This window comes from Pantoea sp. X-Soil-MYKO-1289 (assembly GCF_059730625.1).
Genome location: NZ_AP036004.1, coordinates 3659617 through 3686123 on the forward strand (window position 1 = coordinate 3659617; position 26507 = coordinate 3686123).

The following is a 26507-nucleotide window of genomic DNA, read 5'->3' on the forward strand; positions in this document are numbered from 1 at the left end:
GTGTTCGCAGCCTGAGCGCCATAACGCAGCGTAACCCCCATAAAATGTCGTACTAATTGCGCGCTCAAGCGCAAAGCGCTAAAAAAATCAAACCTCTTAACGTTTTTACTATAAAATTTAACTCACACGGATTGCGATGCTCACGGGAAGAGCAGCATTGAACACCTGCTTTCTTACGTACTTTATATAACGTGAAAACAGCCTAATGCGTTGTTTTCTGTGTTTTTATGGCAAAAAAACGAGGTCGACATTATGGGGAAAAGTTCCTCATCTTTTGGCGTAATTCGTTTCCTGACGGTGCTGTTCGCATTCCTGACGGGCGCGTTTATGCTGATTGGCGGTGGTTGGTTAGCCGCTATCGGAGGTTCCTGGTATTACGTTATCGGCGGTGTGGTTATGCTTATCACCGCCTGGCTGCTGTCTCGTCGCAAAAGCACCGCGCTGGTTCTCTATGCGCTGCTGCTGATCGGCACCCTGATCTGGGGCGTGTGGGAAGTCGGCACCGACTTCTGGGCCCTGGCGCCGCGCACCGACGTGCTGGTGATTTTCGGCGTCTGGCTGATCCTGCCTTTTGTTTACCGTAGCGTAAACGCCGGCAGCAAAGCCGCGCTGGGCAGCATGGCCATCGCGCTGATCGCCAGCGCCCTGGTACTGGCCTATGCGGTATTCAACGATCCGCAGACGGTGAACGGCAAGCTGCCGGAAACCGCGCAGAACGCCGCGCCGGCGCAGCCGCTGAGCAATATCGCCGACGCAGACTGGCCCGCCTATGCGCGCGATCAGCAGGGTACGCGTTTCTCGCCGCTGAAGCAGATCAACGAAGATAACGTGAAAAACCTGCAGGTTGCCTGGCAGTTCCAGACTGGCGATCTCAAGACCGCGAACGATCCGGGCGAAATTACCGACGAAGTGACGCCGATTAAGGTCCGCGACACGGTCTACCTCTGCTCGCCGCACCAGATTTTGTTCGCGCTCGACGCGACTACCGGCAAGCAGAAGTGGAAATTCGATCCGGGCATGAAGCCGAATCCGACCTTCCAGCATGTCACCTGCCGTGGCGTCTCTTACCACGAAGTGCCTGCGGCGGCCGATGCCGCTAACAGCCAGCCTGCGCTCTGCTCGCGCCGTATTTACCTGCCGGTAAACGACGGTCGTCTGTTCGCGCTGGATGCGGAAACCGGCGCGCGCTGCCCTGCTTTCGGCAACAACGGCGAGCTGGATCTGCAGCACAAGCAGCCGGTCACCACGCCGGGCCAGTATGAGCCGACGTCGCCGCCGGTGATTACCGATACCACCATCGTTATGGCGGGCGCGGTCACCGATAACTACTCGACGCGCGAGCCGTCTGGCGTGATCCGCGGCTTCGACGTCAACACCGGCAAACTGCTGTGGGTCTTCGATCCGGGCGCGAAAGATCCTAACGCGATTCCGGCTGATGAACACACCTTCACCATGAACTCGCCTAACTCCTGGGCGCCGGCGGTTTACGATCCGAAACTGGATACCGTTTACCTGCCGATGGGCGTTTCTACCCCGGATATCTGGGGCGGCAACCGCACGCCGGAGCAGGAGCGCTACGCGAGCAGCGTGCTGGCGCTGAACGCCACCACCGGTAAACTGGTGTGGTCGTATCAGACCGTGCATCACGACCTGTGGGATATGGATCTGCCGTCGCAGCCGACGCTGGCCGACATCACCGATAAAGACGGCAATACCGTTCCGGTGATCTACGCCCCGGCGAAAACCGGCAACATCTTTGTGCTGGATCGTCGTACCGGCAAGCCGGTCGTGCCTGCGCCGGAGACCCCGGTTCCGCAGGGCGCCGCGAAAGGCGATCACGTTTCGCCGACGCAGCCTTACTCCGAGCTGACCTACCGTCCGAAGCAGAATCTCACGGACAAGGATATGTGGGGCGCAACCCTGTATGACCAGCTGGTGTGCCGCGTGATCTTCAAGCGTCTGCGCTACGAAGGTCCGTTCACGCCGCCGTCTGAGCAGGGCACGCTGGTGTTCCCGGGCAACCTGGGCATGTTCGAATGGGGCGGCATCGCGGTCGATCCGCATCGTCAGATCGCTATCGCCAACCCGATGGCCCTGCCGTTCGTCTCTAAACTGGTGCCGCGCGGCCCGGGCAATCCGATCGAGCCGCCTGAAGGCGCGAGCGGCGGTTCAGGCACCGAGACCGGCATCCAGCCGCAGTACGGCGTGCCGTACGGCGTTGAGCTGAACCCGTTCCTGTCGCCGTTCGGCCTGCCGTGTAAGCAGCCGGCCTGGGGCTACGTTTCCGCCGTCGACCTGAAAACCAATGAAGTCGTCTGGAAGAAACGTATCGGCACCACGCGCGACAGCGCGCCGGTTCCGCTGCCGTTCAAGATGGGTATGCCGATGCTCGGCGGCCCGATCGCGACGGCGGGCAAGGTGTTCTTTATCGGCGCGACCGCAGACAACTATCTGCGCGCGTTCAGCACCGAAACCGGCGAGCAGCTGTGGCAGGCGCGTCTGCCGGCTGGCGGCCAGGCGACACCGATGACCTATGAAGCGAACGGCAAGCAGTACATTGTCATCGCGGCAGGCGGTCACGGCTCTTTTGGCACCAAGCTGGGCGACTATGTCATTGCCTACGCGCTCCCAGACGAGAAATAAACGCTCGTTAAGCTAAGACGCAACGCTGATGCCGGTCACCTGAGGTGACCGGCATTTTTTTTGCCGCTTCAGGAAAATTTTGCCAGCAGCGCGTCGCGGATAGAGGGTTTCATGGTTAGACCGCGATCGAGGAAGGCCTGAAAAAAGTGGCGCGCCTGCGCTTTGCTCAGCATATGACGATTAATTGCCTCTTCCAGAATGCCGCCATGTCTGGCGACTCTGATCCCCCTCTCCTGACAGGTTTTAAACACCGCATTATCGGCAGAGAGGCAGGTTGCATCCTGTAAACGCGCCTGAAGAACACAGCTGATATCCGCGTGTTTAAGCGCGCGTCGGCGCACTTTGATCTCCTGCATTTCCGCGTAATGTTCGGGTTCGTAATCGTTGGTGAAGACGTAAGGCAGCTGCAAACGCGCTAGCGTCTGCTGAACGTCCAGCTGGTATTTCACCTTTAGCTCTTCGCATACATACGGGTCGATCCAGACGCCGCCGGGAAACAACTGCCAGATCAGCGCTAAACAGTCGCACCCATAGAAATCGGACAGGACATTGGTATCAATGACGCATCTGGGGCATTGAAAAGGCATCCTCGCCAGCCTCCTGATCGGCGTACCATTTTTCCAGCAGTACGCTTAGCTCCTTTCTGTTGAGTTCCAGCAGATCCGCCAGGAAAGATTCCGATGCCGTTCCTGCTTCCCACGCCTTGCGAGAGAGCACCAGCAGGCGCTCTTTATAGCTGAGCGGCTCCCTTATCGGCTTGGGTTCCTGCCTGTTCCAGCCTTTTTGCTGCGTAATGCCCCAGAGCCAGGCTGCGTTTTTGGGCGATATCAGCCGACATTTGCTCAGGCGGTCGACCATGCAGGCAAAGGAGACGCTGTAGATGCTTTTTAGCCGCATCACCGTCTCCTCATAGGCCCATCCGCCGCCCTGCATCAGGAACTGCTTACGCAGCGCATGTTCAGGGATCAAAAAACAGGCGGCGAAATGATTGGCGACCTTCTCTTCTGGCGAAACCGATTTGCCGCGCGTTTTATAGGTTTTTGCGGGACCGGTATAGTCGTCGCGATGAAAAATGATATGCGCATACTCGTGGCAGATGCTGAATATCTGTCTCTCAACCGAAACGGAAGGGTGATTATTGACGTAGATCGCCGTGCCGTATTTATCGCTAAAGGCTGAAAAACCGGACACCAGTCCCTCTTCAGCCTGATGGCTAAAGGGGATGACGCGGATATCGAATGACTCCAGCAGCGCCACGATATCGCCGACGCAGGTGGCATCGCCGATGCCGAGACGCCGCCGCTCTTCTGCGGCTTTATCCTCGACCCTTAACAGATCCTCTTCCTTCGCCGTAAATATCGGCAGCGAATTGGGAAGATCTTCTGGCTGTCTGGCGTCTGCGGCTTCCTCAATGGCATGGATATGCTGGAGTTTGCTGATAAGCGCATTGCGCAGCTTGCTGTCCAGCATATCGGGATGGTCCGCCCGCATGGCGAAGCGAAACGTGCCTTCATCGCTGTCGTAAAAATAGCCGATCGGTTTGTTATAAAGCTTACAGAGCGCAATAAGCTGGGTCACGCTCGGTACGCCCTGCGCCTGCTCGAACTTACTGTAAGTTTGCCGCACGACGCCAATCGCATCGGCAACGGCGACAGCGCTTAAACCCGCTTCAGCGCGCGCAGCAAACAAGCGTTCAGCGATATATTCCTGGATATTCATAGGTTACTCCCGGTTAACGTTCACGGGAACTTCTCAAGCTTCCATGTTAACTATGGCATACAGTATCAGCTCCCCTCCTGACAGGATAATGATTTAAATTAATGATGTCGGCTTTTCCGCCAGTTCACCGCGCCACACAACAACATCACCGCCGCCGTCAGCAAAAACACCGGCCGCATGCCGAACGCGCCGCCGATAAAGCCGCCGAACAGCGGGCCGCTCACCTGGCCGATATACTGCGCGGAAGTCGAGTAGCCCAGCATGCGCCCGACCTGCCCTTCCGGCACGCTATGGCGGATAATCGCCGTGATGCACGGCAACAGTCCGCCGAGCGCCATGCCCATCAGAAAGCGTAGCGCCACCAGCTGCCATGCAGCGGTGATAAACGCCTGCGGGATCAGCAGCGCCGCGCACATCAGCAGACCGCCGCTCAGCACACGCCAGTGGCCGATGCGGTCCGCCAGCTTGCCCAGCCGCGGCGCGGACAGAATGCTGCCCAGCGCGGCAGCGGCCATCACCAGTCCGGCGGTGACGGTAATGGCGTGATCTCCCGCGACGAACTGCCCGATATAAAGCGTGATAATCGGCTCAATCGACATATTGGCGAAAATCAGCAGCATGCCCGACAGCCACATCAGCTTCACCACGCCGTGATTGATGGCGCCGGACGCGTCGCCAGCGGCGCGCGGTGCCGCTGGCGGGCGCGGCAGCTCTTTAAGCAGAAAGGTGGTCGCCAGAAAGGCGAGGAAAATAACGGCGCCGGTCAACCAGAAGGTGTGGCGGATGCCGATCAGCGGCGGCAGCACGCCGCCCAGCAGCGGGCCGACAACGTTTCCCGCCATGATGCCGGAAGAGAGCACGCCGAGCGCCCAGCCGGTCTGCGCCTTCGGCGTCTGTGCCGCCACCAGAATGGTCGAGCCGGAGGCGTAGCCGCCGAGCAGTCCCGCCAGCAGCCGCAGCGCCACCAGCTGCCAGGGCGCGGTGGCCATGCCGATCAGCGCCATTGCCACCGCCATGCCGAGGCTGGCGCGGATCAGCATTAGCTTGCGGCCATAGCGATCCGCCAGCCTGCCCCAGAGCGGCGCGGTCAGCGCGGCGCTGAAGAAGGTCGCGCCGTAGGCCAGCCCGGACCAGCGCGCAATCGCCGCCGGTTCCGTTACGCCGAGCTGCCGCACATAGAGCGGCAGAAAGGGCAGCAGCAGCGTCATCGCCACAATTGTGCTGAACGAGCCCAGCACGCATACCCATAAGTTACGTTTCCAGATTTGCGCGTCTGGCGCGGCAATCGCTTCCATCAAGCCCTCCTTTTTGTCTGGCTTTCAGGCTAGCGTCGTTGATGCAGGAACAACAGTAGCGGCGCGATAATTACTCAGCGCCGCCCGTTGTTGCCAGATGGCAACAATCAGCCGCTCAGCGCGGCGACCAGCGCATCGCACAGCAGGCTAACCGGCGCGGCGGGCTGCGCCTCTTTCAGCAGCAGATAGCTTTGCAGGCGATCCATCTGCCACTCCGCCAGCAGCTGGACAATCTCGCCGCGCGCCAGCGCCGCCTGCGCCATATAGGACGGCAGATAGGCGATGCCGCTGCCCGCCTGCGCGGCGTTGAGCAACGCCATGCTGTTATTGGCGCGAAAGCGGCTGCGCACGTCGATCGCCAGCCGCTGCTTGTCGCGGCGAAACGGCAGCGCGGCGGTGTGCGCCGGCCCGTGAAACATCAGCAGATCGTGACGCGGCAGCATATCGGGATGGGTTACCGGCGGGCGCTGCGCCAGGTAGCCCGGCGCGGCGTAGAGTCCCCATTCGATATCGCCCAACAGCCGAACGTGCTCGCCCTGCGGCGCGCGAGCGCGGATCGCTACGACGATATCGGCCTGGTTTTCCAGCTCATCGCCGCCGCGATCGGTCAGGTCGAGGTCGACGTTGATATGGATATGGCGACGCAGAAAGGCGTTGAGCGCGGGGGAGACGCACTGGCAGCCGTAGGTCACCGGCGCCTGCAGCCGCACGTTGCCCGCGACGTTCTGATGCAGCTGCTGCACAAAGGCGTCGGCGCGATGCATCTCCGCCAGCATGCGGGTGCAGAAAGGATAGTAGGCCTGTCCCAGCTCGGTCAGCGCCATATTGCGCGTGGTGCGGTGCAGCAGCTTAAAGCCGAGCCGTACCTCAAGCCGGGCGATCTCCCGGCTGACGTGGGATTTCGACAGGCCGAGCGCGCGCGCGGCCTCGCTGAAGCTTCTGCACTCCACCACGCGGGCGAACATCATCATCGCCGTTAAGTTTTCGCTGTTATCCATAATTGTCTGGTCCGCCGCAAAAAAGCAGACTAAACAATTTCGCTACCGGTTACATCTGTTTGCTGGCGTCAGCTCGCCATCGCCAGCGGAAAAAGCAGCCTGTCCGGCTCGACGCGGCGCTGACGGCGCAGCTGCCCCGGCGTGACGCGGAAATAGTTTTTAAAGGTGCGCGTGTAGGCCTGCTGGGTGTCGAAACCGTAGTTCATCGCCACCTGCAGAATCGCCTCGTTGCTGTTCAGCAGCAGCAGCGCCGACTCCGTCAGGCGGCGCTGACGAATATACTCCGCCAGCGAAAAACCGGTATGCTGACGAAATAAACGCTGCAGATGCCAGCGGGAATAGCCCGAGCGACGCGACACCTCATCCAGATGCAGGTCCTGGCCCAGGTTGCTTTCAATCCACTGCAGCAGACTACGAATAAATTCGCGCTGATTCATGAGTTCCTCCCGATACGACATGATGTTCAGTGAACCCACTTTAGCGCGGAAAATTTATCCCTTAATTAGCGGAAAATTAGCGCAGAATTAGCATCGCGTCTGGCAGGCATCGCCGTGCGGCGGCTTTAATTCTGTGCTAATAATCCCGGCGTAAACTGCGGCCAATCACTGACGAGGCGATTTTCCATGCGCGTACTTTTGGTTGAAGATGATGAAATGATCGGCGCCAATCTGCAGCAGGCGCTGGAAGCCGCAGGCTGGTCGGTTGACTGGGCGCGCGACGGCGTCTTCGCCCATCACGCCTGGAATGAAGGCGACTACACCTGCGTGCTGCTCGATCTCGGCCTGCCGCGCGACGACGGGCTGCAGGTGCTGAAGCGCGCGCGCGGACGCGGCGACACCACGCCGGTGCTGATTTTAACGGCGCGCGACACGGTAGCGCAGCGCGTACAGGGGCTCGACAGCGGCGCCGACGACTATCTTCTGAAACCTTTCGACCTGCAAGAGGTGCTGGCGCGCATGCGTGCAATAACCCGACGTCGCCACGGCGCGGCGGACTCGCTGCTCGGCAGCGGCGACGTTCAGCTGGACATGATGACGCGCGAAGTGCTCTATAAGGGCCAGCGCGAGCAGCTTACCGCGCGCGAATATGCGCTGCTTTACGCCCTGCTGGAGCGTCCCGGCGCCATCCTGTCGCGCGAACAGCTGGAGAACCGCATCTACGGCTGGGGCGAAGAGGTCACCAGCAACGCGGTGGACGTGCTGATCCACGGCATGCGCCGCAAGCTCGACAATGACGCCATCCGCAACGTGCGCGGCCTCGGCTGGCGCGTGCCCGCGCTATGAAACCTTTCACCTTTATGCGCTCCCTGCGCAATAAACTGCTCAGCACGCTGCTGATTATCCATCTGCTGATGATCGGCGGCGTCACCTGGTATTTCTTCAGCTGCTACGGCGACATGATCGGCACCATGAAGGATGACCAGCTGTCGAAAATCGCCGACGCCTGGGCGACCAACAAAGAGATCCCGGCGCTGATGCCGCTGATGCTGCACGCCGACAAAATGAAAAGCGCCTACGTCGTACAGCTGTGGGACAAAGACGGCAGGCTGCGCGCCAGCTCCTGGCCGGAGCTGCACGCGCCGCTGCAGGCGCAAAAAGGGTGGCACGATATCGACGTCGGCGACTGCGACGAGTGCGCCTGGCGTATCTACACGCGTCCCGGCGAGCCGGGCAGCGACATTAAAACCATTCAGGTGATGCATAACCTCAGCCATATGCGAGCCGAGATGGTGAGACGCGCGCTGGCGGCGATTATTCCCCTGATTTTGATGATGCCGCTCTCGCTGCTGGTGATCTGGCTGGTGGTGCGCAAGATCACCCGCGATCTGCGCGTCGCCTCGCGCGAAATCGCCGCGCAGGAGACGCTGCATCCCCATCTGGTGTCGCCTGAAGGGCTGCCGGATGAGATCCTGCCGCTGGTCGAAGCCTACAACTCGCTGCTCAACAAGCTGCGCGCCGCCTGGTCGTCGCAGCGCCAGTTCCTGGAGGACGCGGCGCACGAGCTGCGCACGCCGGTCACGGCGGTGACGCTGCAGCTGGAGAATCTGCGCCAGCATATTCAGCCGGGCGAAGCGAGCCGCCAGTTCGATCAGCTGGAAGCGGGCGTGACGCGCACGCGCCATCTGGTGACGCAGCTGCTCAATATTTCGCGCCAGGAAGATAAAACCGTGGTCGCTTCGGTAGAAAACATTGAGCTGGAGGATCTGCTGAAAGAGAGCATCGAGCAGCTGATGGTGGTGGCCGACAAGCGCGGCATCGATATCGGCTTTAACGGCTCGACGCGCTATCGCCTGCAGGCGAGCCGCTCCGAGCTGCGCAGCCTGTTCGATAATCTGATCGGCAACGCCATGCTGCATACCCCGGAAGGCAGCCTGGTGGACGTTTTGCTGCATCGCGTCGGCGATCGCACGGTGGTCGATATCGTCGATAACGGGCCGGGCATGCCGGAGGCGTTTATCGATCGCGCCTTTGACCGCTTTACCCGTTCGCCGACCGTGAAGGCGCAGGGCAGCGGCTTAGGCCTGTCGATCGTGCGCAGCGTGGCGCAGAAGCATCATATCCAGGTTTCCCTCTCCAACTGCCTCAATCCGCAGGGCGCCATCTGCGGTCTGCAGGTTCGCGTCACCCTTCCCTGATTTTCACGTTCGCGCGCGATGCCGACAACGTAAACGGTTGCGGCGTTCCGTTCGCTACGGCTTATTTTCGTGATGAACTTCACACTTTCACGTAAATGCAATGCAACACATTTTGACAAACGTGAGCAAAATCTATTTTCTATCGCCCTGTAACGGTCAGGCTACGCAGGTCAAAAACCGGCTGTAAAAAACGGTTACATCTTCGCCGCCCCACTCTGGGATCGATTTCACTCTGACTGCGTTCCTGCGCGGTCAAAAGCATGTGGTTAACGATAATGAAATTCAAAACCTTGATAGCAGGCGCCTTGCTGGCAACGTCTCTGAGCAGCGGCGCGCAGGCCGCCGAAAGCGATCCGCAATATCTCTCTGACTGGTGGCACCAGAGCGTCAACGTGGTGGGCAGCTATCACACCCGCTTCGGACCGCAGTTCAATAACGATGTCTATCTGGAATATGAAGCCTTCGCGAAAAAAGACTGGTTCGATTTTTACGGCTACCTCGATCTGACCAACTTCTTCGGCATGGGCAACAGCAACGCCAACGGCATTTTCGACCACGGTTCGCCGATGTTCATGGAAATTGAGCCGCGTTTCTCTATCGATAAGCTGACCGGCACCAGCCTGGCCTTCGGTCCGTTCAAAGAGTGGTACTTCGCCAACAACTATATCTACGATATGGGCCGCAACAGCGATAACCGTCAGAACACCTGGTATATGGGTCTCGGCACCGACATCGACACGCACAGCGACGTCGGCCTGTCGCTGAACGTCTATGCCAAATATCAGTGGGAAAACTACGGCGCGGCGAACGAGAACAGCTGGGATGGCTATCGCTTCAAGGTGAAATATATGGTGCCGATTACCACCCTGTGGGGCGGCAACCTGAGCTATATCGGCTTTACCAACTTCGACTGGGGTTCCGATCTGCGCGACAAGTCAGACGCGTCGCGCACCAGCAACTCCATCGCCTCCAGTCATATTCTGTCGCTGGGCTACGACCACTGGCATATTTCCGCCGTGGCGCGTTACTTCCACAACGGCGGCCAGTGGGCGGATGGTCAGGAGCTGAACTTCGGTCGCGGACCGTTTGAAGTGAAATCAACCGGCTGGGGTTACTACCTGGTGGCGGGTTATAACTTCTGATAAAAGCGGGCTACTAACTGCTGCCCGCTTGAAAGCAGTGCTATCGCAGGAGAGCTGGCCCGATCGCAAAGACGCAAAAAACGGCATCCCTGCCAGCTCGGCCTGCGCGGATACGCACCTCATCCCTGAGGTGCGCCCGTTGCCGGGCCAACGCGATGCGTTGTTCAAAAACGCTCCCGGCGTTTTTGTCCATGGCGCAGGACGCTTTGCTCTTCGGGCCAGCTCTCCTGCTTGCAGGCATTTTAGCTGTCTGTAAGTAACCGTTTTGCAGTCGGATCAGCCTCACCGCGTAAACACTTTACTTGCCTGAGACAGACTTATTCCTGCGGCTTCTCAACGTTGATGCGCCACGGAATGCCGAACTTATCGATAAACATCGCGAAGCCGTTCGACCAGAAAGTCTCCTGCCACGGCGTCGTGACCTTGCCGCCCGCCGACAGTTTCTCAAACCAGGCTTTACCCTGTTCGACGTCGGTGGTCGACAGGCTAACCGCGTAACCGGCGTGCTCCGATGCCGGCGGCTTCTCGGTATTGCCATCGCTTAGCATCAGTTCTCCTTCGCCGATACGCAGCTGGGCATGCATAATCTTTTCCGGCGGCAGCGGCGCCGCAGATTGATCGCCAACCTGTTCGCCCTGATCCGGCATATCACCGAACGTCATTTTATGGAGCAGCTCTCCCTCGGTAGCCTGCAGATAAAAGTCGATAGCCTCTTCGCAACGGCCATAGAGAAACAGATAAGGACTGACTTGCATCTTCACCTCTATATTGTCGGTTGGATTTCTTACAGTACCTTACCAGTGTAGACGATCGGCTTTACCCGTTGTTTTTACTGGCAATAACGCCGAAAGAGCTGCGCCATGTAAGCGCTCATCGGCGTCAGCGCCGTCTCCTTTCGCTGGATCAAATAGAAGGTCGCTTTCGGTAAGGGATCGTCCAGATCCAGCGCCACCAGCTGCTGGCCGAGCACCGCATCGTTGATCACATCGACCGACAGAATACTGACAAAGTCGCTCTGCGCCACCAGACTGGTGCAGGCCATAAAGGTCTCGCAGGAGACCACGATTTTGGGTGCCATGCCGCGCTCGGCAAAGAGGTCGTGCAGCAGGCGATAGTAGCTGCCCTTCGGCGTCGGCATCGTCCAGTCGCACTGCTGGAGCGCCTCAAGCGAGCGCGCCTTCTCCATCGGGTGCCCCTTGCGCACCACCACTTTGTAGTCGCGCTGCATCATTTTCTCAAAACTCAGCTCCTGATCGAGATGGCTCTGATCGTAGGTATTGATGGTGAAATCGAGCTCGCCCTGGCGCAGCTCCGGGATCATCGACACCAGCTGGCCTTCAACGATGCGCACCTTAACCAGCGGATATTCGCGATGAAACTGGGTGATCACCTGCGGCATGATGGTGCGCGCCACGCTGCCGCCCACGCCAATATTCACCTGGCCGCCTGCCAGTCCAAGCCGCTGCTGAATATCCTCCTGCGCCACACGTAATTCTTCCAAAACCAGACTGGCATGGCGAAAAAAGTTATCACCCACGTCGGTCAGCACCACACCTTGCTGGCGACGAATAAACAATTTCGCCCCCAAAACCTGCTCCAGCTCCTGAATCGCTTTGGTCAGCGCAGGCTGGGAAAGCCCGGAAAGTCGGCTTGCGGCGCGGATGCTGCCCTGACGCGCCACCTCGACGAAGGCGCGTAGCTGATGCAATTTTAGCTGTGACGGCATGATAACCACGGTTTATCAGGAGTAAGTTATTCGCATCTTATGCGGTCAGGAAGGCTTGTGTAAATTCGGGTGTGTGCATAAAAAACCAACAATAAGGATTTCCTATGACAACCCTCTCTGAGCAGGTTCAGGCGCTGGCGCCGCAGATGCAAAGCTGGCGGCGCGATCTCCATCAGTTTGCCGAATCCGGCTGGCTGGAATTCCGTACCGCGACGCGGGTGGCCGACGCGCTGCATAAGCTGGGTTATCAACTGCAGCTGGGCCGCGAGGTGATTAACGCCGAGGCGCGGATGGGACTCCCCGACGCTGAGGTCCTGAAACAGCAGGAGGCGCGTGCGCTGCAGCAGGGCGCGCTGCCGCAGTGGCTGCCCTATTTTTCCGGCGGCTTTTGTGGCGTCGTCGCCACGCTGGAGACCGGTCGTCCCGGCCCGGTGATGGGATTCCGCGTCGATATGGACGCGCTCGATCTCAACGAGAGCCAGGCGCCCGATCATCTGCCGCAGCGCGAAGGTTTCGTCTCCTGCAATCCCGGCATGATGCACGCCTGCGGCCATGACGGCCATACCACTATCGGGCTGGCGCTCGCCAGCGTGTTGATGGCGATGAAGTCGCAGCTGAGCGGCACGATCAAGCTGATTTTCCAGCCTGCCGAGGAGGGCGTGCGCGGCGCGAAGGCGATGGTGGAGGCGGGCGTGGTAGACGATGTCGATCTTTTTACCGCGATCCATCTCGGCACCGGCGTGCCCGCCGGCGAGCTGGTGTGCGGCAGCGACAGCTTTCTCGCCACCACCAAGCTGGATGTCCATTTCACCGGCGTCGGCGCGCATGCGGGCGGCAGGCCTGAAGAGGGGCGCAACGCGCTGCTGGCGGCGGCGCAGGCGACGCTGGGGCTGCACGGGCTGCCGCAGCACAGCGGCGGCGTGGCGCGCGTCAACGTCGGCGTGCTGCAGGCGGGCACCGGCCGCAACGTGGTGGCCGACACCGCGCTGATGAAGGTCGAAACGCGCGGCGTCAGCAACCAGGTCAACGACGACATTTACCAGCAGGCGCTGCGCGTGATCGCTGGCGCAGCGGCGATGTACGGCGTGGAGTATGAGGTCAGGCTAATGGGCGCGGCGCGCAGCTGCACGCCGACCCAGCCCTGGGTCGATTTCCTGCACCAGCAGGCGGAGGCGCTCGGCATCTTCGACTCGGTGGTGGATCGCAAGGCGCAGGCCGCCGGATCGGAAGACGCCACCTATATGATGGAGCGCGTTAAACAGCGCGGTGGTCAGGCGACCTACGCCATCTTCGGCTGCGATCTGGCGGCGGGCCACCATAACGCCCGCTTCGACTTTGACGAAAGCGTGATGGGCAAAGCGGTGCAGATGCTGGCGACGCTGGCGCTCAATCAGGCGCAGTTCGGCGGTGCGCGATGAACGCAGATTTCCTTGCCGACTATATCGACGCCAGCCAGGCGCGCTTTACCGCCCTCAGCGACGCCATCTGGGACACGCCGGAAACCCGCTTCGCCGAAACGCGCTCCAGCGTGCTGCTGGCCGACGCGCTGGAGCGCGAGGGTTTCACCGTGACGCGCGGCGTCGGCAATATTGAAACCGCCTTCGTCGCCAGCCTGGGCGAAGGCAAGCCGGTGATCGCCATTCTCGGCGAGTTCGACGCGCTGGCCGGGCTGAGCCAGCGGGCGGGCTGCGCGCGGCCAGAGCCGCTGGAGCAGAACGGCAACGGCCACGGCTGCGGCCATAATCTGCTCGGCACCGCCGGACTGGCGGCAGCGTTCGCGCTGAAAGCCTGGATGGCGCAGCACGGCGGGCGCGGCACGGTGCGCTTTTACGGCTGTCCCGGCGAAGAGGGCGGATCCGGCAAAACCTTTATGGTGCGCGAAGGGCTGTTCGACGATGTCGACGCCGCCGTCACCTGGCATCCTGAGGGCTTCAGCGGCCTGTTCAACCTCAGCACCCTCGCCAATATCCAGGCAGCCTTTCACTTTAAGGGCGTGGCGGCGCACGCCGCCAATTCGCCGCACCTCGGACGCAGCGCGCTCGATGCGGTGACGCTGATGAACACCGGCGCCAACTTCCTGCGCGAGCATATCGTGCAGGAGGCGCGGCTGCACTATGCGGTGACCAACAGCGGCGGCGTCTCGCCCAACGTGGTGCAGGCCGACGCCGAAGTGCTCTACCTGATCCGCGCGCCGGAGCTGCCGCAGGCGCAGGAAATCTACCAGCGCGTCATCAATATCGCGCAAGGCGCGGCGCTGATGACCGACACGCAGGTGACGGTGCGCTTCGACAAGGCGTGCTCCAACTACGTGCCGAACCGCGCGCTGGAAGCGGTGATGGAGCGCTATTTGCATCACTTTGGTCTGCCCCACTACAGCGAGGATGAGCGCGCCTTCGCCGCCGAGATCCGCGCCACGCTGAGCGAGGAGGATCTGCGCAACGCGCGGCTCAATGCGGCACGCACCGGCGGCGAGGCGGGCGCGGCGTGGATCGAGGCGCACGGCGACAAGCTGCTGATGGATGAGGTGGCGCCCTGCGCGGCGACGCGCGAGCTGCTCTACGGCTCCACCGACGTCGGCGACGTCAGCTGGGTCACGCCCGTCGCGCAGTGCTTTGCGCCCTGCTTTACCTTCGGCACGCCGCTGCACACCTGGCAGCTGGTGGCGCAGGGCCGCACCAGCATCGCGCACAAGGGCATGCTGCTGGCAGCGAAGGTGATGGCCGCCACCGTGCTGGATCTGCTGACCGACGAGCAGGCGCTGGCGCGCTGCCGCGCCGAGTTCGAACGGGCGCGCCGCGCCCAGCCCTATACATGCCCGATTCCCGAAGGCGTGACGCCTTCAAAACTGGCCAACTGAGCCGCGGCCGCGCCACAGGCGCGGACCGATAACACAATAAAAACACGCAAACACGACCATACAAGACGAGGAATATCATGACCGTAATGTCGGAGAGTCGCAGCCCTGGGAAAGTGTTCGGCTGGATCGAGCGGGTCGGCAACAAAGTCCCTAATCCCTTCCTGCTGTTTGTTTATCTGATTGTGGTGCTGATGGTGGCGACCGCCATTATCAGCACTCTCGATCTGGCGGTGAAAAACCCGGTCAGCGGCGAGATGGTGCGCGTCAACAACCTGCTGAGCGTCGCGGGCCTGCAGTGGATCCTGCCCAACATCATCAAAAACTTCAGCGGCTTTACGCCGCTCGGCTCGATTCTGGCGCTGGTGCTCGGCGCCGGCCTGGCGGAAAAAGTGGGCCTGTTGCAGTCGCTGATGGTGAAGATGGCGTCGCGCGTCAGCCGCCGCTACGCCAGCTATATGGTGCTGTTTATCGCCTTTTTCAGCCATATCTCTTCCGATGCCGCGCTGGTGGTGATGCCGCCGCTCGGCGCGCTGATCTTTCTCGCCGTAGGACGTCATCCGGTGGCGGGCCTGCTGGCAGCGATCGCCGGCGTCGCCTCCGGCTTTACCGCCAACCTGCTGATCGTCACCACCGACGTGCTGCTCTCCGGCATCAGCACCGAAGCGGCGAAGGCGGTCAGCGACACGGTTCACGTCAGCGTCATCGATAACTGGTTCTTTATGGCCACCTCGGTGATCGTGCTGACCGTGGCCGGCGCCATTCTCACCGACAGATTTATCGAGCCGCGCCTGCCGCAGTGGCAAGAGGGCAGCAGCGATCGGCTGGCGGCCCTGACGCCGCTGGAGAATCGCGGCCTGCGCGCGGCGGGCATTGCGGCGCTGCTGTTTATCGGCGTGATGGCGCTGCTGGTGGTGCCGGAGCATGCGCCGCTGCGCGATCCGAAAACCGGCGGCATTGTGCCCTCGCCTTTCATCAAGGGCATCGTGCCGATCATTATCCTGTTTTTCTTCGTGGTGGCGACCGTCTATGGCGCGGTCACGAAGCAGATCCGCCGCCCGGACGATATTCCGCAGCTGCTGGTCGAGCCGATGAAGAGCATGGCGGGCTTTATCGTGATGGTGTTTCCGCTGTCGCAGTTCGTGGCCTTCTTCAACTGGAGCAACATGGGCAAGTTTATGGCCATCGGGCTGACCGACGTGCTGGAGAGCGCAGGCATCAGCGGCGCGCCCGCCTTTCTCGGCCTGATGTTCCTGTCGGCGTTTCTCTGTATGTTTATCGCCAGCGGCTCGGCGATCTGGTCGATTCTCGCGCCGGTGTTCGTGCCGATGTTTATGCTGCTCGGCTTTCACCCCGCCTTTGCGCAGATGATCTTTCGCATCGCCGACTCGGCGGTGCTGCCGCTGGCGCCGATGTCGCCCTTTCTGCCGCTGTTCCTCTCTTTCCTGCAGCGCTACCAGAAAGATGCCCAGCTCGGCACCTATTACGTGCTGATCTTCCCCTATCCGGTGGTCTTCTTCATCACCTGGATCGCGCTGCTGCTCGCCTGGTATGCGCTGGGATTGCCTATCGGACCTGGCGTCTGGCCGCAGATGCCGTAGCGGCTTCGCCACGGACGGCGAAAAGTGCAACGTACGTTGCTAAATACTCACCAACAACCCTCTCGGCAAGGATCGCCGAATTGATTATTCTGCACTCTCTTCGCTTGCTAACGGTCACTATTTTTACAACATCGCCCTGCCGTTAGCGAGACAGGCAAACACCGTCACACCGAGGTTCATAAAATAATGACAACCACCTGCACTCCAGGGATGGCGCCGGGGTTCGCTGCGCCGACGCCAGATAACAGCTTAGCGGCGCGCATCGACGCGCTGCCCTCGTCGCGCGGCCTGTGGCGTTTTATTACGCTGCTCGCGCTCGGCGGTTTCTTTGAACTCTACGATCTGTTTGAGACCGGCTATATCAGCTCCGGCCTGCTGGCCGCCGGCGTGTTCCACACCGGCAGCGCGGGCGTGTTCGGCATCGCCGATCAGGCTGCCTTCGCCTCCGCCACCTTTCTCGGCCTGTTTGTCGGCGCCAGCCTGCTCGCGCCTTATGCCGACCGCTTCGGCCGACGCCTGACCTTTATGTGCGCGCTGGCGTGGTACGGCCTTTTCTCGCTGCTGATGGCCTTTCAGCAGAGCGCGGAGATGATTATTCTGTTTCGCTTTCTGGTGGGCATCGGCCTCGGCATCGAACTGGTCACCATCGACACCTACCTTTCGGAGTGGGTGCCGACGCATCTGCGCAGCCGCGCCTTCGCCTTTTCGTTTTTCGTGCAGTTTCTCTCCGTGCCGACGGTGGCGCTGATGTCCTGGTGGCTGGTGCCGCAGACGCTGTTAAGCCTGGAAGGCTGGCGCTGGGTGGTGATCGCGGGCGCGCTCTGTTCGCTGATTATCTGGTTTATTCGCAAGGATCTGCCGGAGTCGGCGCGCTGGCTGGCGCAGCAGGGTCGTCATCAGGAGGCGCATCAGGTGCTGAGCGCGATGGAGAAACGCTGCGGCGTCGCGCCCGGCGCAGACTTCCCGCCGGATGACGCGGCGGCGCAGCTGCCGAAACGCGGCCGGTTCAGCGAGATCTGGTCGCCGGCCTACCGCAAGCGCACTCTGATGCTGGTGGTGATGAACTTCTTTCAGGCGATCGGCTTTTTCGGCTTTGGCAACTGGCTGCCCGCGCTGCTGTCGGGCAAAGGCACGACCGTGACCCACAGCCTGCTCTACGCCTTTTTTATCACCCTCGCCTACCCGCTCGGCTCGCTGATTTGCAGCCGCTACGCCGATAAGTTTGAGAACAAATGGCAGATCGTTTTCTCCTGCCTGATGACGGTGGTGTTCGGCACGCTGTTCGCGTTTCAGACCAACCCGGTGCTGCTGATCCTCTGCGGCTTTCTGATCACTTACTCCAATGCCTGGCTGACCTTTAGCTATCACGCCTACCAGACAGAGATTTTTCCCACCCATATTCGCGCCCGCGCGGTCGGCTTTTGCTACTCCTTCAGCCGCCTTTCGACGGTCTTCAGCAGTATTTTGATCGGCCTGATTTTGCAGTATGCAGGCAGCCAGGGCGTCATCGCCTTTATCGTGGCGAGCATGCTGATAGTGATGCTGTCGGTGGGGATTTACGGACCGAAGACGCGCGGCATCGATCTGGAGAATATTTAACTGTCTGGCTGCGGGTCGCTAAGGTCCGCTAGCTCATCGGACAGGCGCTGAAACGCCATCTCCCAGGGTAAACGCCTGCCGCTCGCGCGCATCAGTGAATAGGCGCGATGGGCGGCAGCGCGATCGATGACGGCGTAGCGTACCATCTCTTCCACCAGCCACAGCGTGCCTCTGACCTCGACCTGTTCAGCTTTCGCCGCCATTCGCAATGCTTTATCGCCCGTGAGCAACGGGCAGTTTTCCTGCTTAGCCAATGCCAGAGCGAAGCAGTCATAGCGGCTGGGACCCTGAACGCGCATCACCAGCTGGCTGACGTAGCGCAGCGTTTGCGGCGTCATCTCGCCGAGAAGCAGACCCTGCTCCAGCAGATAAGCATGATGCTCCGCCAGCTCGTCATAAAAGAGTAAATCAGGCACCGTGAACCGGTAAGGCAGCTGAAACAGAAAGCGAATCAGCTCGCCCTCTTCCAGATCGATGAGAATGTTGGCATCACTGATAAGAATCAACATCCGGCGAGTCCAGTTTTCGCGTGCGGTGGAACTGCGACAGTGAGATGCCGAGCAGCTCGGCAGCCTTAGACTCGCTGAGGATCCCTTCCCCAAGGCCGCGGAAAACCAGCTGCGAAAAAAGCGTTGTGCTTTCAGTCGGATAAGCCTCGCCCGGCTCCAGCGTGCGCCAGTGACTGGCGGAAAACAGCATAAACAGCTTTTGCCGCGTGTGGTCGCTGATAATGCCAAGATCGGCGGCCCGATAGATGCAGGCCATCATGCTCAGGCCCGCTTCCTGCTTCAGCAGATAAAGCTCACGCACTTCCAGCGCGTGGCGACGCGCGCCCAGGCGCTGACGCATTGTACTGGCAGGTAGCAAAAAAGCGCCGGCAAAGCGATGGCACGCCTTCTCTTCGTCCAGGTCATTCGCCAGGCGGTGATGCAGCACCAGATGACCCAGTTCGTGCGCCAGCGTAAAACGCTGGCGGTCGCCTGGCCATTTGCCAGAAATCACAATCACCGGCATACCGTTGACCTTCGCCTGGCAACCGTCGAACTTTTCGGCATGGTCCGCCTGCGTAACAATCACCAGAATGCCCTGACGCTCCAGCAGATCGATCAGGCTGGCAATGGGCTGGCTGCCCAGACACCACTTCTGGCGCAGACGCTCCGCCACCTTTTCCACGTCGTCGTAATGGGTGAGTCGCTGGGTAGAGAAAAGCGGCGCGCTAAACGCAGGAACGGGGAAACAGGGCCAGAGCGCGGCGAGTTCCATCCAGCGCTCTACCTGGTCGATGATATCCGCATGAATGCGCGTTAAGGCTTTTTTTGAGAGATTGCTGCGTTTACGGTACTCAACCTCTTTCAGCTCAACCGTCGTAGGCCGAAAAAAATATTCGTTTCTGACGCCCAGCGCGCGCGACATTTTCAACAGCACAGCCGAACCCGGCATGCTTTCATTATGCTCATACTTCTTGATCATGTTGGCGCTAACGCCTGCCAGCAGAGCAAGCTCTTTCATTGACAGGCCAGACGCAGCGCGGGCACGAAACAAACGCTCACCAAACACGCCAGCCTCCTGTGGTTTACAAATAAAGATGAAAAAAACTTTTCGTAAACCGGATTATGCGCGCGCAGTGCTGCATTTTCAATCAAAAATGGGGGGCTATGAGGGAGGAAAAGAGGCCCGCCGTTAGCCGGGCCTCCTGAGGTCACTACTGATTTTCCAGCTGATGGATATCCGCGCTGCCCTGATAAGGCTGGATGGTCTTATCTTTACGCAACTCCGCCACATCCTTCGCCGTGACGTCCGATTTGCCGCCGTTGCCCCAGCTGACGCGGATAAAGTTCACCACGTCCGCCACCTGCTGATCGTCGAGCCGCCAGCCGAACGCTGGCATGGTGATGGTGGTTGGCGCGCCTTTCACGCCCGGCAGGGTGCCGCCCGCCAGCACGATATGGATCAGCGAGGTGGGGTCTTCAGCCATCACCACCGGGTTGCCGCGCAGCGCCGGGAAAAAGCGCTGATAGCCGCTGCCGTCGGTTTTATGACAGGCGGCGCAGCTATCGACATAAACCGATGCGCCGGTCGCGCTGTCGTCCCCTTTCCACAGCGCTTTCGCCGTGGCGTCATCGACGCTAAACACCGCCTGGCTCGGGTCTTTCGCGCCGAGCGATTTCAGATAGTGGGCGATCGCCGCGATATCCTCATCGCTGAGGTGCTGCAGGCTGTGCTCCACCACGTCGGTCATGCCGCCGAACGCGGCGGTATGGTCGTTGCGGCCGTAGCGCAGGAACTGGCGCAGATCCTCTTCGCTCCAGCGTCCCAGTCCGTCGCGGTTATCGCCGCGCAGGTTGCTGGCGGTCCAGCCGTCAATCGGCGCGCTGCTGCCCGCCAGATAGTCATTGCCTTCGCCGTTGTTCAGCGCTTTTTCCTGCATGGTGATGCTACGCGGCGTATGGCAGGCGCCGCAGTGGCCCAGGCCTTCCACCAGGTAGCGGCCGCGCGCCAGTTCAGGATCTTCCTGCGCCATCGGCTGAAACGCTTTTACATCCGGCGCGAACATCGTGCGCCAGATCGCCAGCGGCCAGCGCATCGACAGCGGCCAGGGGATATCGCTTTTGTGGTTAGCCTGCTCGACCGGCGCGACGCCGTGCATAAAGTAGGCGTAGAGCGCCTGCATATCCTCGTCGCTCACCACCGCGTAGGAAGGGTAAGGCATCGCCGGATAGAGGGTATCGCCATTTTTCGCCACGCCGTGACGCACCGCCTTCTGGAAGTCGTCGTAGCTGTAGTCGCCGATGCCGGTCACTTTGTCCGGCGTGATATTGGTGGAGTAGATGGTGCCGATCGGCGTCGCCATCGGCAGGCCGCCGGCGAAGGGTTTGCCCTCTTTGCTGGTATGACAGGCGACGCAGTCGCCCGCGCGCGCCAGATACTCGCCGCGTTTTACCCGATCGCCGCCGTTATCGTCCGCCAGCGCGGCAAAGGTCATCGTGCCCAGAATCAGAGCCAGTAAGCCGTTTTTCATCGCCATTTCCTTATGCCTGCACCAGTGGACCCGGGTTTTTCAGATACTGTTCGCGGATCGCTTTCGCCGACCAGTAGGTCAGCGCCGCCACCATGCCCGTCGGGTTGTAGCCCAGGCCCTGAGGGAAAGCGGAGGCGCCCGGCACAAAGACGTTCGGCACGTCCCAGCTCTGCAGATAGCGGTTCACCGCGCTGGTGGCGGGATGGTCGCCCATAATGGCGCCGCCGCTGATGTGCGTGGTCTGATAGACCGTGGTGTCGAAATGGCTGCCCGGCTTTTTCGCGCCGCCGATAATCATCTTCGGACTCATCGCTTCGGCGATCTTATGCATCTTGCCGACCATAAACTGCGCCATCCTGATGTCGTTATCCTGCCAGTCAAAGGTCATGCGCAGCAGCGGCTGGCCGTGGGCATCTTTGTAGTTGGGATCGAGGTCGAGATAGTTCGCGCGGTAGGACTGATGCGCGCCGTGGGCGTCCATAGAGATATGGTGCGTGTAGGTATCCGCCACTGCCGCCTTCCATTTGCTGCCCCAGTTCGGCGTGCCGGTGGGCGTCGGCAGACCGGAGATCGGCTTGGTGCCTGCCTGGTTGACCCAGAACGGCGAACCGCCGACGAAGCCGTGCGGCCCGTGGTCGAAGTTGTCGGCGTTGAAGTCGTCGACGCCGACGCCCGCGCCGCCCGCGCCGATAAACGGGTTGGTGGTGGTGTTTTTGTCGAACAGCGCCTTCAGGGTCGAAATATTCTGGTAGGCGAAGTTGCGGCCGACGGTGCCTTCGTTGGTGATCGGGTTATAGGGCTTGCCGATGCCGGAAAGCAGCATCAGGTGCACGTTGTGGAACTGGAACGCCGACAGGATCACCAGATCCGCCGGCTGCACCACTTCACGCCCCTGCGCATCGACGTAGGTGACGCCGGTGGCGCGCTTTTTGTCGTCGGTCAGGTTGACGCGCAGCACGTAGGAGTTGTTGCGCAGCTCGAACTTCGGCTCCTGGCGCAGCGCGGGCAGGATATTCACGTTCGGCGACGCTTTCGAGTACATGTAGCAGGCGTAGCCGCTGCAGTAGCCGCAGAAGTTGCACGGCCCCATTTGCGCGCCGTAGGGGTTGGTGTAGGGGCCGGAGGTGTTGGCCGACGGCAGATCGTAAGGGTGATAGCCCACCGACTTCGCCGCCTCGGCGAAGAGCTGCGCCGAATAAGTGCGCTTCTGCGCCGGCAGCGGGAATTTGTCGGAGCGATCCGGCGCGAACGGGTTGCCGCCGCTCTCCTTGCCGACCACCTGCCCTTTAATGCTCCACGGCGTGCCGGAGGTGCCGAAGACTTTTTCCGCCTTGTCGAAGAACGGCTCCAGTTCGTCATAGGTGACGCCGAAATCCTGGATCGTCATCCCTTCCGGAATAAAGTTTTTGCCGTAGCGCTCTTCATAGTGGCTGCGCTGGCGCAGCTCGGTCGGATCGACGCGGAAGTGTACGCCGGACCAGTGCAGCCCTGCGCCGCCGGTGCCGGTGCCCGGCAGAAACGCCGCCAGCTGGCGATAGGGAACCGCCGTCTGCGAGGCGTCGTGACGGATAGTGACGGTGCTTTTCGACAGATCCTGGAAGAGCTTTTTGCGGATGTTATAGGTCAGCTCGTCGATTGACTGCGGATAAGATCCGTCTGGATAGGTGTCGCGATGCGGGCCGCGCTCCAGCGCGACCACGTTAAGACCCGCTTCGGTCAGCTCTTTCGCCATAATTGCGCCGGCCCAGCCGAAACCAACGATTACCGCGTCTGCTTTTTTCATCTCGTTTGCCATGATTACGCGCGCTCCCCGCGAATAGATACTGACGGGAACGGATAGCGTTCGCCGCGTTCAACCCAGTCCATAAAGTCGGCGCGCGCGCCTGGGAAGCCGATCAGCTTCCAGCCCACCATATTCTGGTTGCCGCCGTGGATCGGGTCGCTGAAGAAGCCTTCGCGGGTGTTCTGGATCAGAAAGGCGAAGAAGGTTTTCGCCGGCAGCTGACGAAAATCGGCCTGGCCGCTCTCCATCGCCTGCAGCAGCGCGTCCTGCTGCTCGCCGCTGAGATCGGCGAACACCTTGCCGTGCTGGCGCTTGCTGTAGTCGTCGGCGTCCGCTAGCCCCAGACGGTAGATCTGCTGCGGCACCAGCGGCAGCTGATAGCCCAGCTCTTTCGGCAGGTCCGGATTGAATGGCCCCTGCATATACCAGTTGGCGCCGGTGGCGTAAGGGGTGTTCATCTGGCGGTCGATAAATTCCGGCACGCCCGCTTCCAGCGCGCCTGGGCCGCGCTCGTCATTGGGGATCAGGCGGGCGACGGCAGCCTTGATAAAGGCGAACTCTTCAGCGGTAAACCAGCTGGGCTGGTAGTCGCGCGCCGGCTGCGCCGCCGCGGGATCGGCAGCCTGCACCGCAGGCGCCATGCTGAAGCCGCCGACGACGGCGCTGCCCGCCGCCATAGCTGGTGCCAGCGCAATGGTCTTTAACAGAAAATCCCTGCGCGTCTGCCCACGTTTTTGTTCTGACATGACATTGCCTCAGTACCGCTTATAATGCGGCATGAAAGTTAAACAGTTGCGTTGTAATGGTTTTTTTATGCGGATTAAGGGTTACAGCAGCACTGTTACCGGTAACAGTTGGCGCTAGTGTAACACTGTTGTGGTGAAACATTTAGTTCGCCGAAACAAATTCGCACAAATTCATTAACATCTCGTCGCAATGCTTTACCTGCCGCGGACGATAACTGTCACCATCGGAAACAACACACAACAGACAGATAACGCTAAAAGACGTTATAAAAGAGTGCACACAACAGCGGAGAGCCCATGTTTAAGTCCTATTTCCCCCGGCCAGCGCTGTTTTTCAGCTCGGCGGCGATCTGGAGTCTGATCGCGATTTTTGCCTGGTTCGGCTTTGCCGATGACCTGCCGTCCCGCTGGCCAGCGCTGCATGCTGCGATGCAGCAGCCGCTGCCGACCACGGCCGCGCGCTTTATCGCCCCCAGCCAGCTCTGGTTTTATGGCTATTACTGGATAGTGGTGGCGATATTCGCCCTGGCCTGGCGCGTTATCGATAACCATCCGTGGCAGCGCTGGTCAGTATGGGGATCGGCGCTGATTATCTTCGTCACCTGGTTCGGCGTGCAGGTCGGCGTCGGCGTCAACGCCTGGTACGGCCCGTTCTACGATCTGATCCAGCAGGCGCTGACCAAAGCGGGGTCAGTACCGATTAGTCGCTTTTACAGCGGCATAGGCGATTTTCTTGGCATCGCCCTGATTTCGGTGGTCGTTGGCGTCACGAATTCCTTTTTCATTAGCCACTGGGTGTTCCGCTGGCGCACCGCGATGAACAACTATTACATGCACAACTGGCAGCGCCTGCGTAAGGTTGAAGGCGCGGCGCAGCGCGTGCAGGAAGACACCATGCGCTTCGCCAGCACGCTGGAGGACTGGGGCGTGAGTTTCCTTCAGGCGCTAATGACGCTAGTGGCCTTTTTGCCGGTGCTGATCAGTTTGTCGCATCACGTTAAGGATGTGCCGCTGCTCGGCGATATTCCCTATGCGCTGGTGATCATCGCGCTGCTCTGGTCGCTGTTCGGCACGGCGCTGCTGGCGCTGGTGGGCATCAAGCTGCCGGGGCTGGAGTTCCGCAACCAGCAGGTTGAGGCGGCCTATCGTAAAGAGCTGGTCTACGGCGAAGACCATGCCGATCGTGCGACGCCGCCGACGGTGCAGGCGCTGTTCAGCCGCGTGCGTTATAACTATTTCCGCCTCTACTTTCACTATCTCTACTTTAATATCACCCGCATTCTCTATCTGCAGATTGATAATGTTTTCGGTCTCTTTGTGCTGTTCCCGTCAATCGTGGCGGGCACCATTACCTTCGGTTTGTTAAACCGCATTACTAATGCGTTCGACCAGGTGCGCTCATCGTTCCAGTATCTGATCACCTCCTGGTCGACGCTGGTGGAACTGATGTCGATCTATAAGCGTCTGCGCAGTTTCGAGCAGATCCTGCAGGATATTCCGCATCAGGAGATGATGCGCGAAGCGGCGGAAAACGAGTAAAGCAGCAAACGCAATCCGGGCGCAGCGCGGCAGAGCGCTGCGCCTTTCCCCACTTCCCCTTTGCGCGTTTCGCATGCCAGCCGCCAGCACCTCAACGCCCGCCGCTCTTAAAATCCTTTAGAATTGTTAAAATAATCACATTTACAGTTGCCGTTAACAGGCGATTTAACCGTTTGCATCGCGATTTCAGGTTGTGAAATTTGTCACATTATTAACTTTAACAAGCTGATAATGTGATTTTAATAACATTAAAACAGAATAAATTCACCTGGGAGCAAACAATGGACATCGCGGTTATCGGGTCAAACATGGTTGACCTTATTACCTATACCAGTCAGTTGCCTAAAGCAGGCGAAACGCTGGAAGCGCCGGATTTTGCCATTGGCTGCGGCGGGAAAGGCGCGAATCAGGCGGTGGCGGCCGCGAAGATGGGCGGACGCGTAATGATGGTTAGCAAGGTCGGCGACGATCTCTTCGCGCCGGAAACCGTCGCCAACCTGCAGCGTCAGGGCGTCGATACGCGCTACGTCACCACCGCGCCGGGCACCTCGAGCGGCGTGGCGCCGATCTTTGTCGACGAGCAGTCGCAGAACCGCATCCTGATTATCAAAGGCGCCAACCAGCAGCTGCGCGCGGCCGATATCGACGCTGCCGCCGAGGCGCTGAAAGCGTGCCGGCTGATTATCCTGCAGCTGGAGATCCCGCTGGAAACCGTCTACTACGCCATCGATTTCGCCCGTCAGCACGGCATCAACGTGATCCTCAATCCGGCGCCGGCGGTGGAAAATCTCGATATCGCTTACGCCTGCAAGTGCGACTTCTTTATGCCCAACGAAACCGAGCTGGAGATCCTGACCGGCATGCCGGTCGCCACTGATGAAGAGGTGAAACTGGCGGGCCAGACGCTGCTCAGGCGCGGGCTGAAGAACCTGATCATCACCATGGGGGCGCGCGGTTCGCTGTGGATGAGCGGCGACAGCCTGCACCAGGTGGCGCCGACGGCGGTGAAAGCGGTCGACACCAGCGGCGCGGGCGATGCCTTTATCGGCTGTTTCGCCCAGGCGCTGGTGCAAAGCGGCGATGTCGCGGCGGCGATGGCGCAAGCCTCCGCCTACGCCGCCTGCAGCGTGACCGGCCGCGGCACGCAGCGATCCTATCCCGACGCGGAAACCTTCCAGCGTTTTCTTAACGTTAACTGAGGTCGAGCT

General features: G+C 60.4%; 22 protein-coding genes. 10 read left to right on the top strand and 12 right to left on the bottom strand.

Annotation, left to right across the window (positions count from 1 at the left end; genetic code table 11):
* The first annotated feature begins 252 nt into the window (after positions 1-252).
* Positions 253-2643, top strand: coding sequence for a glucose/quinate/shikimate family membrane-bound PQQ-dependent dehydrogenase (locus tag AC6I7Z_RS17465; protein ID WP_497815133.1), 2391 nt, complete (start codon positions 253-255; stop codon positions 2641-2643).
* A 68-nt stretch (positions 2644-2711) separates the two neighbouring features.
* On the opposite strand, the gene AC6I7Z_RS17470 is transcribed toward AC6I7Z_RS17465, so the two are convergent.
* The 5 genes from AC6I7Z_RS17470 to AC6I7Z_RS17490 all read right to left on the bottom strand — a co-directional run bounded on the left by AC6I7Z_RS17470 (position 2712) and on the right by AC6I7Z_RS17490 (position 7092).
* Positions 2712-3230, bottom strand: coding sequence for a PIN domain-containing protein (locus tag AC6I7Z_RS17470; protein ID WP_497815134.1), 519 nt, complete (start codon positions 3228-3230; stop codon positions 2712-2714).
* Positions 3199-4362 carry an ImmA/IrrE family metallo-endopeptidase gene (locus AC6I7Z_RS17475; RefSeq protein ID WP_497815135.1) on the bottom strand — a complete coding sequence of 388 codons (1164 nt, stop codon included), beginning with the start codon at positions 4360-4362 and terminating at the stop codon, positions 3199-3201. Before AC6I7Z_RS17475 ends, AC6I7Z_RS17470 begins: the two co-directional genes overlap by 32 nt.
* Before the next feature lie 98 nt (positions 4363-4460).
* Positions 4461-5657, bottom strand: a complete 1197-nt coding sequence (locus AC6I7Z_RS17480) for an MFS transporter (RefSeq protein ID WP_497815136.1) — start codon at positions 5655-5657, stop codon at positions 4461-4463.
* A gap of 107 nt (positions 5658-5764) precedes the next feature.
* Positions 5765-6655 carry a LysR family transcriptional regulator gene (locus AC6I7Z_RS17485; RefSeq protein WP_497815137.1) on the bottom strand — a complete coding sequence of 297 codons (891 nt, stop codon included), beginning with the start codon at positions 6653-6655 and terminating at the stop codon, positions 5765-5767.
* A 68-nt stretch (positions 6656-6723) separates the two neighbouring features.
* On the bottom strand, positions 6724-7092 hold the full coding sequence (locus tag AC6I7Z_RS17490; protein ID WP_033749207.1) for a helix-turn-helix domain-containing protein: 369 nt from the start codon (positions 7090-7092) through the stop codon (positions 6724-6726).
* Positions 7093-7278: 186 nt separating this feature from the next.
* On the opposite strand from AC6I7Z_RS17490, the gene AC6I7Z_RS17495 reads away from it, so the two are divergent.
* From AC6I7Z_RS17495 to AC6I7Z_RS17505, 3 genes are all read left to right on the top strand, one after another.
* Entirely contained in the window at positions 7279-7938 is a 660-nt protein-coding gene (locus AC6I7Z_RS17495) for a response regulator (protein WP_033749206.1), read from the top strand.
* Positions 7935-9290 (top strand): sensor histidine kinase, encoded by a 1356-nt coding sequence (locus AC6I7Z_RS17500; RefSeq protein WP_497815138.1) that lies wholly within the window; start codon positions 7935-7937, stop codon positions 9288-9290. Before AC6I7Z_RS17495 ends, AC6I7Z_RS17500 begins: the two co-directional genes overlap by 4 nt.
* Positions 9291-9565: 275 nt before the next feature.
* Positions 9566-10432, top strand: a complete 867-nt coding sequence (locus AC6I7Z_RS17505; protein ID WP_033793233.1) for a nucleoside-specific channel-forming protein Tsx — start codon at positions 9566-9568, stop codon at positions 10430-10432.
* A 317-nt stretch (positions 10433-10749) separates the two neighbouring features.
* On the opposite strand, the gene yjdN is transcribed toward AC6I7Z_RS17505, so the two are convergent.
* The gene (gene yjdN / locus AC6I7Z_RS17510; protein ID WP_497815139.1) at positions 10750-11187 is read right to left on the bottom strand and encodes a VOC family metalloprotein YjdN; all 438 of its coding nucleotides are present in this window, start codon (positions 11185-11187) and stop codon (positions 10750-10752) included.
* A gap of 74 nt (positions 11188-11261) precedes the next feature.
* The gene (locus tag AC6I7Z_RS17515; RefSeq protein WP_497815140.1) at positions 11262-12158 is read right to left on the bottom strand and encodes a LysR family transcriptional regulator; all 897 of its coding nucleotides are present in this window, start codon (positions 12156-12158) and stop codon (positions 11262-11264) included.
* A gap of 104 nt (positions 12159-12262) precedes the next feature.
* On the opposite strand from AC6I7Z_RS17515, the gene AC6I7Z_RS17520 reads away from it, so the two are divergent.
* The 4 genes from AC6I7Z_RS17520 to AC6I7Z_RS17535 all read left to right on the top strand — a co-directional run bounded on the left by AC6I7Z_RS17520 (position 12263) and on the right by AC6I7Z_RS17535 (position 18212).
* Positions 12263-13576 (top strand): amidohydrolase, encoded by a 1314-nt coding sequence (locus tag AC6I7Z_RS17520; RefSeq protein ID WP_497815141.1) that lies wholly within the window; start codon positions 12263-12265, stop codon positions 13574-13576.
* Complete coding sequence (locus AC6I7Z_RS17525) at positions 13573-15015, top strand: M20 family metallopeptidase (RefSeq protein WP_497815142.1); 1443 nt, start codon at positions 13573-13575, stop codon at positions 15013-15015. Before AC6I7Z_RS17520 ends, AC6I7Z_RS17525 begins: the two co-directional genes overlap by 4 nt.
* A 77-nt stretch (positions 15016-15092) precedes the next feature.
* Positions 15093-16613: a p-aminobenzoyl-glutamate transporter gene (gene abgT / locus AC6I7Z_RS17530; RefSeq protein ID WP_497815143.1), complete on the top strand. Its 1521-nt coding sequence runs from the start codon at positions 15093-15095 to the stop codon at positions 16611-16613.
* A 186-nt stretch (positions 16614-16799) separates the two neighbouring features.
* Entirely contained in the window at positions 16800-18212 is a 1413-nt protein-coding gene (locus AC6I7Z_RS17535) for an MFS transporter (RefSeq protein WP_497815144.1), read from the top strand.
* On the opposite strand, the gene AC6I7Z_RS17540 is transcribed toward AC6I7Z_RS17535, so the two are convergent.
* From AC6I7Z_RS17540 to AC6I7Z_RS17560, 5 genes are all read right to left on the bottom strand, one after another.
* Positions 18209-18721, bottom strand: coding sequence for a PIN domain-containing protein (locus AC6I7Z_RS17540; protein ID WP_497815145.1), 513 nt, complete (start codon positions 18719-18721; stop codon positions 18209-18211). The two genes, AC6I7Z_RS17535 and AC6I7Z_RS17540, sit on opposite strands and share 4 nt — an antisense overlap.
* Positions 18702-19769 carry a helix-turn-helix domain-containing protein gene (locus tag AC6I7Z_RS17545; RefSeq protein WP_497815146.1) on the bottom strand — a complete coding sequence of 356 codons (1068 nt, stop codon included), beginning with the start codon at positions 19767-19769 and terminating at the stop codon, positions 18702-18704. The genes AC6I7Z_RS17540 and AC6I7Z_RS17545 overlap by 20 nt, the downstream gene beginning before the upstream one ends.
* A 145-nt stretch (positions 19770-19914) precedes the next feature.
* On the bottom strand, positions 19915-21231 hold the full coding sequence (locus tag AC6I7Z_RS17550; RefSeq protein WP_497815147.1) for a c-type cytochrome: 1317 nt from the start codon (positions 21229-21231) through the stop codon (positions 19915-19917).
* A gap of 10 nt (positions 21232-21241) precedes the next feature.
* Positions 21242-23026 carry a GMC family oxidoreductase gene (locus AC6I7Z_RS17555; RefSeq protein WP_497815148.1) on the bottom strand — a complete coding sequence of 595 codons (1785 nt, stop codon included), beginning with the start codon at positions 23024-23026 and terminating at the stop codon, positions 21242-21244.
* Positions 23027-23028: 2 nt separating this feature from the next.
* Entirely contained in the window at positions 23029-23760 is a 732-nt protein-coding gene (locus AC6I7Z_RS17560) for a gluconate 2-dehydrogenase subunit 3 family protein (RefSeq protein ID WP_033749195.1), read from the bottom strand.
* Positions 23761-24057: 297 nt separating this feature from the next.
* Here AC6I7Z_RS17560 and sbmA point away from each other — a divergent pair, with 297 nt between their 5' ends.
* Positions 24058-25299 carry a peptide antibiotic transporter SbmA gene (gene sbmA / locus AC6I7Z_RS17565; protein WP_497815149.1) on the top strand — a complete coding sequence of 414 codons (1242 nt, stop codon included), beginning with the start codon at positions 24058-24060 and terminating at the stop codon, positions 25297-25299.
* 281 nt (positions 25300-25580) lie between these two features.
* Positions 25581-26498 (top strand): ribokinase, encoded by a 918-nt coding sequence (gene rbsK / locus AC6I7Z_RS17570; protein ID WP_497815150.1) that lies wholly within the window; start codon positions 25581-25583, stop codon positions 26496-26498.
* Positions 26499-26507: the final 9 nt, after the last annotated feature.